General features: G+C 63.8%; 18 protein-coding genes. 4 read left to right on the top strand and 14 right to left on the bottom strand.

The genetic code is table 11. The features are described from left to right. Window positions 1-153 precede the first annotated feature (153 nt). The 11 genes from ACZXDY_RS18515 to dnaK form a co-directional block, all read right to left on the bottom strand. The gene (locus tag ACZXDY_RS18515) at window positions 154-684 is read right to left on the bottom strand and encodes an N-acetyltransferase family protein (protein WP_464346472.1); all 531 of its coding nucleotides are present in this window, start codon (window positions 682-684) and stop codon (window positions 154-156) included. Continuing rightward, on the bottom strand, window positions 681-1,304 hold the full coding sequence (locus ACZXDY_RS18520) for a 2,3-bisphosphoglycerate-dependent phosphoglycerate mutase (protein ID WP_028164812.1): 624 nt from the start codon (window positions 1,302-1,304) through the stop codon (window positions 681-683). The genes ACZXDY_RS18515 and ACZXDY_RS18520 overlap by 4 nt, the downstream gene beginning before the upstream one ends. Before the next feature lie 67 nt (window positions 1,305-1,371). Continuing rightward, complete coding sequence (gene dapB / locus ACZXDY_RS18525; RefSeq protein WP_028164811.1) at window positions 1,372-2,187, bottom strand: 4-hydroxy-tetrahydrodipicolinate reductase; 816 nt, start codon at window positions 2,185-2,187, stop codon at window positions 1,372-1,374. Between the two features lie 163 nt (window positions 2,188-2,350). After that, window positions 2,351-2,911 carry a M23 family metallopeptidase gene (locus tag ACZXDY_RS18530; protein ID WP_464346473.1) on the bottom strand — a complete coding sequence of 187 codons (561 nt, stop codon included), beginning with the start codon at window positions 2,909-2,911 and terminating at the stop codon, window positions 2,351-2,353. Next, window positions 2,908-3,363 carry a M23 family metallopeptidase gene (locus ACZXDY_RS18535; protein ID WP_464346474.1) on the bottom strand — a complete coding sequence of 152 codons (456 nt, stop codon included), beginning with the start codon at window positions 3,361-3,363 and terminating at the stop codon, window positions 2,908-2,910. Before ACZXDY_RS18535 ends, ACZXDY_RS18530 begins: the two co-directional genes overlap by 4 nt. A 98-nt stretch (window positions 3,364-3,461) precedes the next feature. Beyond that, window positions 3,462-3,764 (bottom strand): DUF1330 domain-containing protein, encoded by a 303-nt coding sequence (locus tag ACZXDY_RS18540; RefSeq protein ID WP_456644543.1) that lies wholly within the window; start codon window positions 3,762-3,764, stop codon window positions 3,462-3,464. A 19-nt stretch (window positions 3,765-3,783) separates the two neighbouring features. Then, window positions 3,784-4,494: an orotidine-5'-phosphate decarboxylase gene (pyrF, locus tag ACZXDY_RS18545; protein ID WP_464346475.1), complete on the bottom strand. Its 711-nt coding sequence runs from the start codon at window positions 4,492-4,494 to the stop codon at window positions 3,784-3,786. A 6-nt stretch (window positions 4,495-4,500) separates the two neighbouring features. Continuing rightward, complete coding sequence (locus ACZXDY_RS18550; protein WP_464346476.1) at window positions 4,501-5,079, bottom strand: NADPH-dependent FMN reductase; 579 nt, start codon at window positions 5,077-5,079, stop codon at window positions 4,501-4,503. Window positions 5,080-5,125: 46 nt separating this feature from the next. Further along, entirely contained in the window at window positions 5,126-5,728 is a 603-nt protein-coding gene (locus ACZXDY_RS18555; protein WP_130225530.1) for a class I SAM-dependent methyltransferase, read from the bottom strand. Window positions 5,729-5,915: 187 nt separating this feature from the next. Further along, window positions 5,916-7,046, bottom strand: a complete 1,131-nt coding sequence (dnaJ, locus tag ACZXDY_RS18560; protein WP_028164805.1) for a molecular chaperone DnaJ — start codon at window positions 7,044-7,046, stop codon at window positions 5,916-5,918. A gap of 141 nt (window positions 7,047-7,187) precedes the next feature. Continuing rightward, entirely contained in the window at window positions 7,188-9,086 is a 1,899-nt protein-coding gene (dnaK, locus tag ACZXDY_RS18565) for a molecular chaperone DnaK (protein WP_464346477.1), read from the bottom strand. A gap of 431 nt (window positions 9,087-9,517) precedes the next feature. Between dnaK and ACZXDY_RS18570 the strand changes: the two genes are divergently transcribed. After that, on the top strand, window positions 9,518-10,453 hold the full coding sequence (locus tag ACZXDY_RS18570; protein WP_464346478.1) for a hypothetical protein: 936 nt from the start codon (window positions 9,518-9,520) through the stop codon (window positions 10,451-10,453). 70 nt (window positions 10,454-10,523) lie between these two features. Here ACZXDY_RS18570 and grpE read toward each other — a convergent pair whose 3' ends face one another. Further along, window positions 10,524-11,132, bottom strand: coding sequence for a nucleotide exchange factor GrpE (gene grpE / locus ACZXDY_RS18575; protein ID WP_028164802.1), 609 nt, complete (start codon window positions 11,130-11,132; stop codon window positions 10,524-10,526). Window positions 11,133-11,368: 236 nt separating this feature from the next. Further along, window positions 11,369-12,457 (bottom strand): heat-inducible transcriptional repressor HrcA, encoded by a 1,089-nt coding sequence (hrcA, locus tag ACZXDY_RS18580; protein ID WP_028164801.1) that lies wholly within the window; start codon window positions 12,455-12,457, stop codon window positions 11,369-11,371. Window positions 12,458-12,617: 160 nt separating this feature from the next. Between hrcA and rph the strand changes: the two genes are divergently transcribed. The 3 genes from rph to hemW are packed head-to-tail and all read left to right on the top strand — an operon-like array spanning window position 12,618 to window position 15,121. Beyond that, window positions 12,618-13,331, top strand: coding sequence for a ribonuclease PH (rph, locus tag ACZXDY_RS18585; protein WP_028164800.1), 714 nt, complete (start codon window positions 12,618-12,620; stop codon window positions 13,329-13,331). Window positions 13,332-13,341: 10 nt separating this feature from the next. After that, complete coding sequence (gene rdgB, locus ACZXDY_RS18590; RefSeq protein ID WP_028164799.1) at window positions 13,342-13,971, top strand: RdgB/HAM1 family non-canonical purine NTP pyrophosphatase; 630 nt, start codon at window positions 13,342-13,344, stop codon at window positions 13,969-13,971. Next, entirely contained in the window at window positions 13,964-15,121 is a 1,158-nt protein-coding gene (hemW, locus tag ACZXDY_RS18595) for a radical SAM family heme chaperone HemW (RefSeq protein ID WP_464346479.1), read from the top strand. The genes rdgB and hemW overlap by 8 nt, the downstream gene beginning before the upstream one ends. Window positions 15,122-15,232: 111 nt before the next feature. Here the strand turns inward: hemW and ACZXDY_RS18600 are convergent, their stop codons facing one another. Continuing rightward, entirely contained in the window at window positions 15,233-16,462 is a 1,230-nt protein-coding gene (locus tag ACZXDY_RS18600; RefSeq protein WP_464346480.1) for a penicillin-binding protein activator, read from the bottom strand. Window positions 16,463-16,591 lie beyond the last annotated feature (129 nt).

Below are 16,591 nucleotides of genomic sequence, written 5' to 3' on the forward strand. Positions count from 1 at the left end.
CAGAAGCGAGACCCCGGCGAGTGGATGACGCAAAAGGGATTGACTGAGCAAGGCCCGTTACAGAAGGGTGGGCAAAGCGCAGCGTGCCCACCGTTCCGAGCGAAATCGTGGAAGCATGGTGGGCATGCTTCGCTTTGCCCACCCTGCGGTTTCTTATTGATCCAACCGCTTCCAGAACACCGCCGTGTCGCAGAGCGCGCCGTCAGGAAACAGCGCGTAGTTCGGGATGATTCCGCTCTCGGTCCAGCCGGCGCGCTTGTAGAGGCGATAGCCGTTCTCGCCCGGCACCGTGTCGAGCACGAGCAGCCAGCGGCCGCGCCTGATGGCTTCGACTTCGATCTGCGCCATTAGAGCTGCGCCGATGCCGCGCCCGCGGACGGAACGGTGTACCAGCATCTTTTTCAGATCGGCGCGGTGCGGCTGGTTGGGCGGCGTGTCGAGACCCAACTGGACCGTGCCGATGATCCTGCCATCGAGCTTTGCTGTAAGCAGGACAGTCTCGCCTGACGCGACCGCGTCCGCGACCTTACGAAAGTACGCAAGCCCGTCGGCTTGCGAGAACGGCGCCATGAAGCTGACACTGGCGCCGCCCTCGACACAATCGACGAGGACCGATGCGAGTTGCTCGAGGGCTGCGTCCGGTACGGGCGCGTCGAGAACGGATATCTCGACGCTGCCGCTCACGCCGCCAGGTCGAGTTTGGAGGCAACGGTGGAGTCGGCGTTGAGGCGGTAGATGATCGGTGCGCCGGTCGCCAGCTCGCGCTTCACGATCTGCTCGGGCGACAGTTTCTCCAGCACCATGATCAGCGCGCGTAGCGAATTGCCGTGGGCGGCGACCAGCGTGCGCTCGCCGCGCAGCACGCAGGGCAGGATTTCCTGCACGTAATAGGGCAGCGCGCGCGCCAGCGTATCCTTCAGGCTTTCGCCGCCGGGCGGCGAGACGTCGTAGGAGCGGCGCCAGATCAGGACCTGCTCCTCGCCCCACTTCTTGCGAGCGTCGTCCTTGTTGAGACCGGAGAGATCGCCGTAATCGCGTTCATTGAGCGCGAGGTCCTTGAGCGTCTTCAATCCGGTCTGGCCGATTTCGGCGAGTGCCAGATCCAGCGTATGCTGCGCGCGCTTCAACACCGACGTAAAGGCGATATCGAACGACAGTCCCTGCGCCTTCAACTTGCGCCCGGCCTCTTTTGCTTCAGCGATGCCCTGCTCGGTAAGACCGGGGTCCTTCCAACCGGTGAAGAGATTCTTCAGATTCCATTCACTCTGGCCATGGCGCACCAGCACGAGAAGACGATCGCTCATTCCAAATTCCGTTCTTGTTTGAGCATTATCATATCGGAAAACCGGTCCCGCTTTTCCGGATCATGCGTTAGACGTCGGACAGCCCCAGCACATCCATCATGGAGTATAGCCCGGGCTCCTTGCCATGTGCCCATAGCGCCGCCTTGATCGCGCCATGCGCAAAGATCATGCGGTCCTCGGCAAGGTGCGACAGCGTGATGCGCTCATGCGGTCCGGCGAAGATCACGCTGTGGTCGCCGGGCACCGTGCCGCCGCGGAGCGACGCAAAGCCGATATCGCCGGTGCGGCGCGCCCCGGTGTGGCCGTCGCGGCCGCGCACCGAGTGCTTCTCGAGCGCAACACCGCGGCCGGCGGCGGCGGCTTCGCCGAGCAGGAGAGCGGTGCCGGAGGGCGCGTCGACCTTGGCCTTGTGGTGCATCTCGACGATCTCGATGTCGAAGGCATTGTCGAGCGATTTCGCGACCTGCTTGACGACGGCCGCCAGGATGTTGACACCGAGGCTCATATTGCCTGATTTCACCACCACGGCGCGGTTGGTGACGCTTCGGATCACCGCGTCGTCGGACGCTGACAGCCCGGTGGTGCCGATGACATGGACGAGTCCACGCTGGACCGCGATCGCGACATTGGCGATCGTTGCCGCCGGCACGGTGAAATCCAGGATGCCGTCGGCATTGGCCGAGAGCGACCAAAGATCAGCCGATAATTTGACGCCGTTGGCCGGCAGGCCCGCGAGCATGCCGGCGTCCTCTCCGAGGAGGTCAGAACCGGGCGCTTCCAGCGCACCGGTCAGAACTGCGCCCGAAGTCTCCGAGATGGCGCGCGTCAAGGCACGGCCCATCCGGCCGCCGGCCCCCGCAACGATCAAGCGCATATCGGCCATGGCTTATCCCTCACCACGCCCTATAGCGGGCGCAGGCCATTCCGGCAACCGAGTCTCTTGCGAGACGTTCCCATAGGCAAGCAAAAGCTGGAAACGAGGCGGGCAGAACGATAGTCCAACCTGACCCCGCCGGCGGGATCGCTCAGGACGCCATCCCGCATGGCTATAGCGCTAGTTCCAACTGCTTTTCCAAGACGACCTGGCCGTCGCGTTCGACAGTATAGGTTGCCTTGTAGGTGCCGCGGCCCCAGCCGTTCGGCGGGCGCTTCTTTCCCGCAAACAACATGTACTGTGCCTTGTTGGTCTGAAGCGGCGCAGCTCGGTTTTCGGCGAGAACTTGTCCTTGCGGGTCCTTGATCACCAGCCCCTGGGTGTCTCCCGCTTTCAGTCCGATGGCACGAACGAAGGCAACAAGCGCGGGGGAATCGGCGGATACGGACTGCCCCTCCGCACTTGCTTCCTCGATGAGTTCCATGGTCGGCGGACTACTCATGAAGCCGGCGTTCAGCACCGCTCGTTCCTGATAGGCAAGCCGGGCGCGGAGCGCGGGCTGCCAAAGCGATTCGCCGCTGCCGCATGAGCCGGGAACAGCACCGTAGGCGAAGGGATCTACGACGGCTCCTTTGTACCTCACAGTGAAATGCAAATGAGAATATTCGGTCAGCCCGGACAGACCGATGCGGCCGAGCCGCTGCCCGCGGGCGACGTCGTCGCCGGGCTTCACGCCAGGCTGCCATTGGCCATATGGCAGTATTGGGTTTCCCAACCGCCAGGATGTTCGACGAGGACGCCGTTGCCGCATTCGACATCGCGCACGGCCTCGCGAGCTGGCTTGCCGGTGGCGTCGGGCACGCCGTCGCGCGTGCGAAGAACGCGGCCGCTTGCGGAAGCGAGCACGTCCACGCCGGATCTTTGCGCCGCGAGCGAGGGTATGCGGAAGTCCGTCCCGTTGTGTGCGTCGTAGGTGAGCGTGCCGCATTTATAATCGCGGCTCGATTGCGACGGATCGTCGTCAACATAGTTCTGGATATAGCAGGTCCGGCCAATCTCGCAGCCGACGGGCATTCCAAGCTCGATGTTCTCCGCGCGCGCGGAGCCGGCAAAGCCGACTGCGGTCGCGATCGCTGCGACGGACCGTATGAAGCTCGTGGATACGGTGGACGGCGTCGCAATCATCTGGCCGAAGCCTATCAGCTATCCCGCGCAGGATCATTTCCTGTCGACTGTTATTCGGACAACGCGTGGCTCGTCACCTTCTCGCGAAGAAGGCCGGCTCAGGACTGCGGCGCGTCATAGCCTTCGATGATGATGAGATCGGCGATCGAATGCGGCTGGCGGACCTTGATGTTGGCCTGGTATTCTGGCGAGCGATAGCAAGTCAGTGCCGTTTCGTAGTCGGGAAACTCGATCACGACGTTGCGGGAACGGCTCTGGCCTTCGACTGTGGTGAACTTGCCGCCGCGCACGACAAACTTGCCACCGAATTTCTGAAAGATGGCCGCGTTGGCCGCGATGTATGGCTTGTAGCCTTCCTCGTTGTGAACGTCGACGCGTCCGATCCAATATCCCTTGGCCATCCCTTTTTCTCCTTTGTTACTATCCGAGCGCCTGCGCGATCTCAGCCTGGACGGCTTCTGCGGCAGCTTTGGGGTCGGCACCTTCCAGGATCGGCCGTCCCACCACCAGATAGTCAGCGCCGGCGGCGATTGCACGTGACGGCGTCATGATGCGCTTCTGATCGCCGCTCGCGGAACCGGCCGGGCGGATGCCTGGTGTCACCAGCTTCATCTGGTGCCCGACGATCTTGCGCAGCGAGGCCGCCTCCTCCGGCGAACTCACGAGCCCATCGACGCCGAGCACCTGCGCCTGCTGGGCGCGCGCCTCGACGAGATCGGCAATGTTGAAGCGATAGCCGGCGGCGTGGAGATCATTGTCGTCATAGGACGTCAGCACCGTGACCGCGAGAATCCTGAGGTTCGATCCCGCGCGTGCTTCGACGGCGGCCTTCATGGTCTGCGGATAGGCGTGGACGGTGAGGAAGGTCGCGCCGAGCGTCGCGATGCTCTCGACGCCGCGCGCCACCGTGTTGCCGATGTCATGCAGCTTGAGATCGACGAAGACCTTCTTGCCGGCGCTTGCGAGCGCGCGCACCAGCGGCAGGCCGCCGGCATAAGCGAGCTGATAGCCGATCTTGTAGAAATTCACGCTGTCGCCGAGTTTGTCGATCATCGCTTCCGCTACGATGACGCTGGGCAAATCGAGGGCCACGATCAATCGGTCCTTCGGCGCGATATCGGCTGGCTGCATGTCACCTCACATCATGCGTTGAGAAAGGTCGATCAATTGCCGCACCATGGCCTGCATCGCCTCGATATCGGCGGGATGCCGTAAGCGATCCATATCGTCATAGGCATGTTCGGCAAATGACAGCGCGAGCTGGTTCGGGATCACAGGGGCCTGACAGGCCGACAGGATGAGGCGCAGCGCCGCCAATGCGCGGCTGCCGCCGAGCCGGCCACCGGAGGCGGCAGCGACGGCGAAGACACGATCGCGAAACACCTGACCGCGAACTTCATGGGGATCCTGCACGCGGCTCACCCAATCGATGGTGTTCTTGACCAGCGGCGGCACCGAGGAATTATATTCCGGCGTCACGATCAGGACGCCATGATGCGCGCCGATCATGCGCTTGAGATTGATCGCGTTCTTCGGCACGCCGGATTTTGCCTGCAGGTCACCGTCGTAGATCGGCAGCGGAAAATCGGCCAAAGAGATGCGGCTGACCTCGGCGCCCGCCTGCGCGAATTCATGCGCCGCAACGGCCGCGAGCTTCGCGTTGAGCGAGCCTGATCGCAGCGACCCCGGGATCACAAGTATTTTCAGCGCAGACATTATTTTTGAATCGCGTTCGGCAGACCCGCCGCGCGACGCGCGGGTGTCACCGCCCTTTGCGATACACCCAGACCCGGGCGGGCGGAAGGTTCATCCAGATCCGCTCGGAAGCTTCTGTGGACACGCCCGGCAGCGATTTCGGGATCGGCGGGACGACCGAATAGGTGAATTGGACGAAGGGAGCGCCCGGCGCCAGGGCCGCGAAGGCGTCGCGGATCAATCTCAGGCGCGTGATCATCGGTTTGGTGACCAGCGGTAGGCCGGAGACCATCGCTGCGGCCGGCGCGGGCAACGCGTCCCAGAGCGATTCCCGAAGCCTGTAGGCGTCGCCCTGCACCACCTTGGCCTGCGGATAGCGCTCGCGCAGCAGCGCGCAGAAGCCGGGATTGTATTCGACCAGCACGAGCCGCTTCTGATCGACGCCATGTTCGATCAGCGCGTTGGTGATCGCACCGGTCCCGGGACCAAGTTCGACGACGGGACCTTCCGATCTGACATCGACATATTGCGCCATCGTGCGCGCGAGCAACCGGCCTGACGGCATCACCGCGCCAACATGCAGCGGTTTTTCGATCCATGACCGGAGGAAGCGGACCTCGTCGTCGAGACGGGGCTTCTTCAACGGACGCACGGACGATTGCAGGGGCATGTCGCTACCAGGCGGGACCGCGCGAGCGGCTGTCAGAAAACAGTCATAAAGAGGTATAGGTCGAAGCCGTTATGGTCAAGCAGATCGCCCGCGCATCTGTTCCGCCGAACCGCAACGCAGTTCGGCGATAACGCTATGCACCAATTTGGATTTCGGCACTGTTACGCCCATCGCTTCCGCGACCACGCTAGGTACCCGTCCGAGTGCCGAAGAAGTCCTTGACCTTGGAGAAGAAACCTACCGCTTCCGGTTGCGTCGCGCCGGAGGAGAGCTTTTCGAACTCCGTCAGCAATTCCTGCTGCTTCTTGGTCAGATTCTGGGGCGTTTCGACCACGACCTGGACATACATGTCGCCGGTCTGGCGCGAGCGCAGCACCGGCATCCCCTTTGATGCAATGCGGAATCGGCGGCCGGATTGCGTTCCGGCCGGTACCTTCACCTTGGTCTTGCCCTTGTCGATGGTCGGCACATCGAACTCGCCACCCAGGGCCGCGGTGACCATCGAGATCGGCACGCGGCAGTGCAGGTCGGCGCCATCGCGCTGGAAGAACGCGTGCTGGGTCAGCGACAGGAAGATGTAGAGATCGCCGGACGGGCCGCCGCGGACGCCGGCTTCGCCCTCGCCTGCGAGGCGAATGCGGGTGCCATCCTCGACGCCCTGGGGAATATTGACCGACAGCGTCCGCTCGCGCGTGACCCGACCGGAGCCGGAGCAAGACGGACAGGCGTCCTCGATCATCTGGCCGCGGCCCTGGCAGCCGGGGCAGGTGCGCTCCAGCGTGAAGAAGCCCTGGGCCTGGCGGATGCGGCCGGCGCCGCCGCACATCGAGCAGGTCTTCGGCTTGGTACCGGCCTTGGCGCCGGTGCCGGAGCAGGATTCGCAGGTGACGGAGACGGGTATTTCGATCTGCGCGGTCTTGCCGAGATACGCTTCCTCGAGCGTGATCTCCATGTTGTAGCGAAGATCGGCGCCGCGCTCGCGGCCACCGCTACGCCGCTGCCCGGCCATGCCGAACAGGTCTTCGAAAATATCGGAGAAGGAAGAGGCAAAACCAGCGCCGAAGCCCGGGCCGCCGCCGCCCATGCCCTGCTCGAACGCGGCATGGCCGTAGCGGTCATAAGCGGCGCGCTTGTCGTTGTCCTTCAGGACCTCGTAGGCCTCGTTGATTTCCTTGAACTTCACCTCGCTCGTGGCATCGCCGGGATTGCGGTCCGGATGCCATTTCATCGCGAGCTTGCGGAAAGCCGCTTTCAGCTTGGTTTCGTCCGCGTTCCGATCGACCTCGAGGGTCTCGTAATAGCAGCGCTTGGTGGACATCAGTCAAACCCGCCCGAATTCATCCTCTTGCCGAACCATGCGTCGGGCAAGATGCAGTGCTCGGCTTAACGAAAATGACCCCCATCCATGGAGACGCTTGGCGCGCTCTTGGCATGGGGGTCATCATCCTACGCCCGCGTCTTAAGCAGACTTCTTGTTCTTGTCGTCGTCGACCTCGGTGAATTCCGCGTCGACGACGTCATCCTTCGCAGCGTCCTTTGCGGCATCGCTTTCGGCCTGCTGCTTGTACATCGCTTCGCCGAGCTTCATCGAAGCTTGCGCGAGCGCGTTGGTCTTGGCCTTGATCGATTCGGCATCATTACCCTTCAGCGCTTCCTTCAAGTCGCTGACGGCGTCCTCGATGGCGCGGCGCCCGCTCTCGGCGACCTTCGAGCCATGCTCGGCCAGTGCCTTCTCGGTGGAATGCACCAGCGCGTCCGCATGGTTCTTGGCGTCGACGGCCTCACGCCGCTTCTTGTCCTCGGCCGCGTTGGCCTCGGCGTCCTTGACCATCTTCTCGATGTCGGTTTCGGAAAGGCCGCCGGATGCCTGGATCCGGATCTGCTGCTCCTTGCCGGTCGCCTTGTCCTTGGCCGAGACGTTGACGATGCCGTTGGCGTCGATGTCGAAGGTCACCTCGATCTGCGGCATGCCGCGCGGGGCCGGCGGAATGCCCATCAGGTCGAACTGGCCGAGCATCTTGTTGTCGGCCGCCATTTCACGCTCACCCTGGAAGACGCGGATGGTGACCGCGTTCTGGTTATCCTCGGCGGTCGAGAACACCTGGCTCTTCTTGGTCGGGATCGTGGTGTTGCGGTCGATGATGCGGGTGAACACGCCACCCAGCGTCTCGATGCCGAGCGACAGCGGGGTCACGTCGAGCAGCAGAACGTCCTTGACGTCGCCCTGCAGCACGCCGGCCTGGATCGCAGCACCGATGGCGACGACTTCGTCCGGGTTGACGCCCTTGTGCGGCTCCTTGCCGAAGAACTGCTTCACCACTTCCTGGATCTTGGGCATGCGGGTCATGCCGCCGACCAGCACCACTTCGCCGATCTCACCGGCGGTGAGGCCGGCATCCTTCAGCGCCTTGCGGCAGGGCTCGATCGTCTTCTGCACGAGGTCGTCGACCAGCGCTTCGAACTTGGAGCGGGTCAGCTTCATCGTCAGATGCTTCGGTCCGGTCTGATCGGCCGTGATGAAGGGCAGGTTGATCTCGGTCTGCGTCGTCGACGACAATTCGATCTTGGCCTTCTCAGCGGCTTCCTTCAGACGCTGCAAGGCAAGCTTGTCGTTGCGCAGGTTGATGCCCTGCTCCTTCTGGAACTCGTCGGCCAGGTAATTCACCAGCCGCATGTCGAAATCTTCACCGCCGAGGAAGGTGTCGCCGTTGGTCGACTTCACCTCGAACACGCCGTCACCGATCTCGAGAATGGAGATATCGAAGGTGCCGCCGCCGAGGTCGTAGACCGCGATCGTGCCGGACTTCGTCTTGTCGAGACCGTAAGCGAGCGCGGCCGCGGTCGGCTCGTTGATGATGCGCAGCACTTCAAGGCCCGCAATCTTGCCGGCGTCCTTGGTGGCCTGGCGTTGCGCGTCGTTGAAGTAGGCGGGAACCGTGATGACGGCCTGATCGACCTTCTGGCCGAGATGCGCTTCCGCGGTCTCCTTCATCTTCTGCAGGATGAAGGCGGAGACCTGGGAGGGCGAATAAGTCTTGCCGTCGGCCTCGACCCAGGCATCGCCGTTCGATGCCTTGACGATCTTGTAGGGGACAAGCTTCTTGTCCTTCTCGACCATCGGGTCGTCATAGCGGCGGCCGATGAGGCGCTTCACCGCAAAGAATGTCCGTTCAGGGTTGGTCACCGCCTGGCGCTTGGCCGGCTGACCGACGAGGCGCTCGCCATCATCGGTGAGGGCGACGATCGACGGCGTCGTCCGCATGCCCTCGGAATTCTCGATGACCTTCGCGTTCTTGCCATCCATTACGGCAACGCACGAATTCGTGGTGCCGAGGTCGATCCCTATGACCTTTCCCATGATTCTGATTTCCTTCTTTCTAAGGCAGGTTGGCTGGGCCCTGACGGCGCACCGAACCGAACCCCCACACGTTCAAATGCTCGCGATATTGCGACGATGAGCCTCATATAGGAGGGGGGGTAAGGCCTGCAAGGACTGGACGCAACCTTGAGGTCTGAAAAGACTGACGTTTGAAAGATTGTGTCAGCCCGGCCCGGGACCTGTCTGGTCCTGTTTTGGTCCCAGGCTTGGTCTTGGGGGCCACATTAACGAATGCGCAAGAAAGCTGCGACATTGCACCCTGTGCCATCAGGCTGCATGGAGCCGCCCGCCCCTGTCGTCGGGCCATCAAAACCGCTAAAAGCGGGCCAACTGAACGAGGCCCGACAGCTTGCGGCCCGCACCGGCCGCCCATTGAACGGCTTCAATGCCAAACCCGGTAGATCCTTGACATGAACCCCATTCGCCTCCTCGCCGCGGTCACCCTGTTCATTGCCGCCGCATTTCCCGCCTTTGCCGCGGACGTGGTCTTTCCGCCGGGCGCCCGGGTCGGGATGAAGCCGCTAGTGGGGCTCAATCGCGCGAAAACCTTCACCGGCTTCGAGACCGAGGACCAGGGCGTCAAGGTGCTGGTCACCGATTTGCCGGCGGAGGCCTATGGCGAGGTCGCCAATGCCTTCAAGGCGAACCCGGGCGGCACCGGCGGGATCAAGCCGGAGAGCATCGAGACCGCTGCCGGCCTTGCCTATTACACGGTCGAGAATGCCAAGGATGGCGCCGGCGCTGTGCGGCGCTATTCGATGATCCTGCCCGGGCCGACCTTCTCCGGCTACGTCGCCATGCAGGTCCCGGAGAATGCCGCCAGGATCTATACCGATGACGCCGTCCGCCAGATGTTTTCGACCGCCGCGATCCGGGATCAGGTTCCGGTCGACGAGCAGCTCGGGCTGATGCCGTTCAAGATGACCGATCTGGCGAACTTCAAGAACGTCCGCACGCTGGCACCCGGCGCCGCGCTGATCGTCGCCGATGGCGACGAGAAGAGCGGGTTCGAGGTGGCGCCCTTCATGATCATCGGCATCATCGGCTCGACCGCCGCCTCTCCCGATGATCGCGGCCGTTTTGCCCAGCAGATCGCGACCACGATTCCCGGCGTGCGCGACGGACGGATCACGATGTCGGAGCCGATCCGCATCGATGGCCAGCCCGGCTATGAGACACGGATCGATGCGGTGAGCGGCAAGGACAATACGCCGGTCACCATCGTGCAATGGCTGCGGTTCGGTGCGCAGACCTCGCTGCGCATCATCGGCTCCTCGCCGCGCGATCAATGGTCGACCGCATTCCCGCGCTTCCGCAGCGTGCGCGACGGAATTCAGCCGCGATAACATCTATCTCTGCCGGCCTTTGTCGAGGCCGGCATTAACAGCATTCCGTCAGCGGATGCGTTGAGCAGATTCAGTTCTGCTGTGCGGCGGAAGCCGGCGCGGTTTTTGCGCCGCCCTTGGAGACACCGACCAACGCCGGACGCAGCACGCGATCGCCGATCGTGTAGCCGGCCTGGACCACCTGCACCACTGTGCCCGAGGGCACGGAGGGATCGGGAACCTCGTACATCGCCTGTTGAAAGTTCGGATCGAACTTCTCGCCGGTGGGATCGAACTTCTTGACGCCGTTCTTCTCCAGCGTGGCGTGCAGCGAGCGCTCGGTCAATTCGACACCCTCGATCAGGGCCTTCAGCCCGGGGTCGGCGGCCGCCTTGGCCTCCGCCGGGACGGCGTCGAGGGCACGCTGCAGATTGTCGGCGATGTCGAGGATGTCGCGGGCAAAGCCGGTGATGCCATAAGCGCGCGCATCCGCGATCTCGCGGCTGGTGCGCTTGCGCAGGTTTTCCATCTCGGCCAGCGTGCGCAATGTCCGATCGCGCGCTTCATTGAGCTCCTTGGTCAAGGCTTCCGCCGATCCCTGTTCGGGATCGTCTGGCATGACGTAGGGCTTCGAGACCACGGGCTCGCCGGTCTGCGCCGGGTTCTCGGCGTTGTCGTTTGGCCGGTTCGGGTCGGTCATGGCTTGCCTTTTCGAAAAATCACGTCTGATCAACAGTTAAGGGATTGGCTGGCCCGGATATCGTGCTTTGGGCCATGAAAATCAAGCGCAACCGGCCCCGTTTCGGGGTTAGAGCGTTTTGGAGCGAAGCATGCCCTCGGACCTGATCCGAGGGTGGACACCGGTTCGCGTGAAGAAAACGCGTCAAAACAAGAATCTAGAGTTCCGGTTCTGATTCCATCAGAACCGGAAATGCTCTAGCCGCCGAGGATCCTGCTGACGAGGCGCGCGGCATAGTCCACGGTCGGGATCACCCGCGCATAATTCAGCCGGGTTGGCCCGATCACGCCGAGCACACCCACGATACGGCCGGCGCCGTCGCTATAGGGCGCAACGATGGTCGAGGACCCCGAGAGCGAGAACAATTTGTTCTCCGACCCGATGAAGATCCGCACGCCATCGGCGCTTTCCGCACGCCCCAGAAGGTCGATGACGCCGCGCTTGGTCTCGAGATCATCGAACAGCGACTTGATGCGCTCGAGATCCTCGAGCGCATGCAAATCCTCCAAGAGATTGGCGTGCCCGCGCACGATGAGCTGCCGGTCTTCATTGTCGCCGCCCGACCAGCTCGCAAGCCCTGCAGAGATCACCTTCTGCGTCAATTGATCGAGCTCGGCGCGACTTTGTCCCAGCGCGGTCTCGAGTTCGAGCCGCGCTTCGGCGAGCGTACGGCCGAGGATGCGTGCATTGAGGAAGTTGGTGGCCTCGATCAGTGCCGAGGATGGAACACCCGGCGGCAAGCTCAGCACCCGGTTCTCGACCTGCCCGTCTTCGCCGACCAGCACCACCAGCGCACGTTCCGGCTCCAGCCGCACGAACTCGATATGCTTCAGCCGCGCATTGGATTTGGGCGTCAGCACCACGGCGGCGGCGCGAGTGAGGCCGGATAGCCGGATCAAGGCCTCATCGAGCGCCGCCTCGACCGACTGCGCGCGGCCGACAGTAGCCAATTGGCTCTGGATCGATTGCCGTTCCGCCTCCGTGAGATGGCCGACCTGCATCAGCGCATCGACGAAAAAGCGCAGGCCCAATTCGGTCGGCAGTCGGCCGGCGGAGGTATGCGGCGCGTAGATCAGTCCGAGCTGTTCGAGATCGGACATCACATTGCGCACCGAGGCCGGCGACAGCGGCAGCGCGATCAGGCGCGAGATGTTACGCGAGCCGACCGGCTCGCCGGTCGCCAGATAACTTTCGACGATTTGACGGAAAATGTCGCGCGAACGCTCGTTGAGCTGGGCAAGCCCGGCGTGCGGCGCGATCAAACCAACCGGTTCGTGTTGAGCCACCAGTAAAATTCCCTCACAACTACGTCTAATTTGACCATCCACACGCCCGGTGACAAGCGTGCATTACGGCCAGGGAGGGTGGCCAAAAAGCTTGCCGCTGCGGCTGCCCGCTCCTACAAGCACCGCCAGCCATATTCGCTCGAATTCCCGGAGGATTCCCATGCGGCCAAGCCGCCGTGCACCCGACGAACTGCGCCCCGTCTCATTGGAACGCGGCGTGGTCAAATATGCCGAGGGTTCCTGCATGGTGAAATTCGGCGACACCCATGTGCTGGTCACTGCGACCCTGGAAGACCGCCTGCCGCCATGGCTGAAGGGCCAGGGCCGCGGCTGGGTCACCGCCGAATACGGCATGCTGCCCCGCGCCACGCTGGAACGTACCCGGCGCGAGGCCTCCGCCGGCAAGCAGGGCGGGCGCACCATCGAGATCCAGCGCCTCATCGGCCGTTCGCTCCGCGCCACCATCGACCTGGAAGCGCTGGGCGAGCGCCAGATCACGGTCGATTGCGACGTGCTGCAGGCCGATGGCGGCACGCGCACCGCCTCGATCACCGGCGCCTGGGTCGCGCTGGCCGATTGCATCAACTGGATGAAGACCCGCAACATGCTGAAAACCAACGTGTTGCGCGACAACGTCGCGGCCATCTCCTGCGGCATCTATAATGGCACGCCGGTGCTCGACCTCGACTATGCCGAGGATTCTGAAGCCGAGACCGACGCCAATTTCGTCATGACCGGCGACGGCCGCATCATCGAGGTACAGGGCACCGCGGAAAAGACGCCGTTCTCGCAGGACGAGTTCCTGGCGCTGATGGCGCTGGCGCGCAAGGGCGTGGCGCGGCTGGTCGACTTGCAGAAAATGGCAGTGGCGTAGTCAATAGGCCATGCACCGCCGAATCACTGGAAAGCTCGTGATCGCGACCCACAATCCCGGCAAGCTTGCCGAGATGCGCGAATTGCTGGCGCCGCATGGCGTGGAGGCGATCTCGGCAGGCGATCTCGGTCTTGGCGAGCCCGAGGAGACCGGCGACAGTTTTCGCGCCAATGCCGCGATCAAGGCGATTGCGGCAGCCAAGGCCGCCGATCTCCCGGCATTTGCTGATGATTCCGGGCTGGTGGTCGACGCGCTGGACGGCGCCCCCGGCATCTATTCGGCGCGCTGGGCCGGCGAAAACAAGGATTTCACCGCCGCGATGACGCGGATCGAGCGCCTCTTGCAGGAACGTGGCGCCACGACGCCTGACCGCCGGAGCGCTCATTTCGTCTCCGCGCTCTGTGTCGCCTGGCCGGATGGGCACCTCGAAGAGGTCGAAGCGCGCGCCGATGGAACTTTGGTGTGGCCGCCGCGCGGCACCGCGGGTTTCGGCTATGATCCCATGTTCCTGCCGGATGGCCATACCCGCACCTTCGGCGAGATGACGAGCGTCGAGAAGCACGGGTTGCCGCCGCTCGGACTCGGCCTGTCGCACCGGGCCCGTGCCTTCGTCAAATTGGCGGAGATATGCCTTGACTGACCGGGACCAGGCAGCCTTCGGCGTCTACGTGCACTGGCCGTTCTGCCTGTCGAAATGCCCGTATTGTGATTTCAACAGCCACGTCAGGCATACGCAGATCGATGAGGCGCGCTTTGCCCGCGCCTTTGCGCGCGAGATCGAGACGACCGCGGCGCGCGTCCCCGGCCGCGAAGTGTCCTCGATCTTCCTCGGCGGCGGTACGCCGTCATTGATGCAGCCGCAGACGGTCGGCGCGATCCTGGATGCGATCGGCAAGTATTGGCGCGTCGCTACCGATGTCGAAGTGACACTGGAAGCCAATCCGACGAGCGTCGAAGCCACACGGTTTCGCGGCTATCGCGCCGCCGGCGTCAACCGCGTATCGCTCGGCGTGCAGGCGCTCGATGATGCCTCGCTGAAGGCGCTGGGGCGATTACACACTGCGCGCGAAGCGCTCGATGCGGTCGCCGTCGCCCGCCAATCTTTCGATCGCTATTCCTTCGACCTGATCTACGCCCGGCCCGATCAAACTCCCGCGATGTGGGCCGACGAACTGAAGCAGGCGATCGCGGAAGCCACCGAGCATCTGTCGCTCTATCAACTCACGATCGAGGAAGGCACGCCGTTCTTTGGTCTGCATGCCGCCGGCAAATTGCAGACGCCGGACGAGGCGGTCGCGCGCGCGCTTTACGACGTGACGCAAGAGGTCTGTACGCAAGCAGGCCTGCCGGCCTACGAGATCTCCAATCACGCCCGCCTAGGTGCGGAGTGCCGGCACAATCTCGTCTATTGGCGTGGCGACGAATATGCCGGCATCGGCCCGGGCGCACATGGCCGCCTCGACATCAACGGCCGCCGTCACGCCACCGCGACCGAGAAGCGGCCGGAAGCTTGGGTGATGCGCGTCGAAACCAATGGCAGCGGCGTCGTCACGGACGAGGTGCTCAACAGCGAGGAGCGCGCCGACGAATTCCTGCTGATGGGGCTCCGGCTCGCCGAAGGCATCGACCCCACGCGCTATGCGTCGCTCTCAGGCCGTGCACTCGACCCGCGCCGCATCGCGGTGCTGCGCGAAGAGGGCGCCATCATCGTCGACACCGACGGACGGCTACGCGTGACCAAGTCAGGTTTCCCGGTGCTGGATGCCGTGGTGGCGGATTTGGCCGCGTAGTCGACGCACAATTCGTAGCCCGGGTGGAGCGAAGCGCAATCCGGGGCCTCTCCATCCGCTCGCGACAGAATCCCGGGTTGCGCTGCGCTTCACCGGGCTACGGCCGCTTCATCATGCCCCAAAGCTCTTCGGTGAGCCCGCGACCGCCTGGGCGCCGCTGGTCGCAACCTTCATCACCGCAAGGCCGCGTTCGTTGGTGCCGTCAGCGCGGAAGCGGAACAGGCCGTCGATACCGGCGAAGCCGGAAGGATTGGTCAGCGTTTCCTGCTGGAAGCGCTGAGCACCTTGCGTCCGCGCCAGCGCGGCCACCAGCGCAACGCCATCATAGGCGAGCGTTGCGGTGCGCACGGGCTCGGAGCCGTATTTGCTGCGGTAACGTCCCGCGAAGGCGCGGAAGCCGGACGGATCCGGCGCGGCAAACAGACCGCCCTGCAGCGCCTGGTTCGCGAACAGCCGCGGATTGTCCCACAGGCCGGTGCCCAGAAGCTGGATGTTGCGCAGATTGGCGCCGGCTGCGGTCAGCGCGTCTGCCGTCGCTACCACCGAATCACCGTCATCGGCGAGCAACAGCGCATCGGCCTGGGCGAGCGACTGCGCCACCGTGCGTGCCGGCGTGGCGCGATCGGCGCCGTATTTTTCGAACGCGACGACGCGGCCCTTGCGGCCGGCCACCTGCTTGAACGCGGCCTCGACCACATTGCCATAGGCATTGTCGGGAACCAGCGCGGCGAAGGAGCGCTTTCCAATGCTCGCGGAATATTCGACGATCCGGTTGATGTCGGACTCCGGCAGGAAGCTCAGGAGATACACGCCGCGTCCCGCCACGCTCGAATCCGTCGAGAACGCGATTACTGAGATACCGCGCCCGCGCGCCACCTGGGCGACGGCCGGCACCGACTGCGCGAACAGCGGGCCCAAAACGATCTCCGCGCCCTCGCCGATCGCCTGCTGCGCGCCCTGGGAGGCGCCCTGCGGACTGCCGCCGTCGTCCTTGATCAGGAGCTGGATGTTCGGGTTCTGGAATTCCGCCAGCGCCAGTTCGGCGGCGTTCTTCATCGACTGCCCGGCAAGGCCGGCATTGCCGGCCGCCGACAGCGGCAAGATCAGCCCTACTTTGACCTGCCCGTTGCCGATCGCCTGCGGCTGCTGCTGCGGTCCGGCGGGGGCTGCTTCCGGCTGCGGCGAGCCGGACGGACTGGTAAACTGGCTAAGGGTCTGCTGCACCCCCGAGCAGGCGGCCAGCAGGGGAGCACCCAGCATCAGCCCGAGTGCTGTCCGGCGGGTCGCGGCGGAACCTTGCACACCCGGGGATTTTGGTTTGCGGCTATGCGGGCCCAGCATCTCGTCTCTTCTCTTGACCGGCCGTGTTCGGGCCAGGATTCCAACTGCCGAACCAATGGAGGATGGAATCAGGCATATTGTCGGCGAATAGTTAACCAAAACAAAGGGATTATCCCCATGGTGAATTGC

This window comes from Bradyrhizobium sp. LeoB3, from assembly GCF_055456055.1.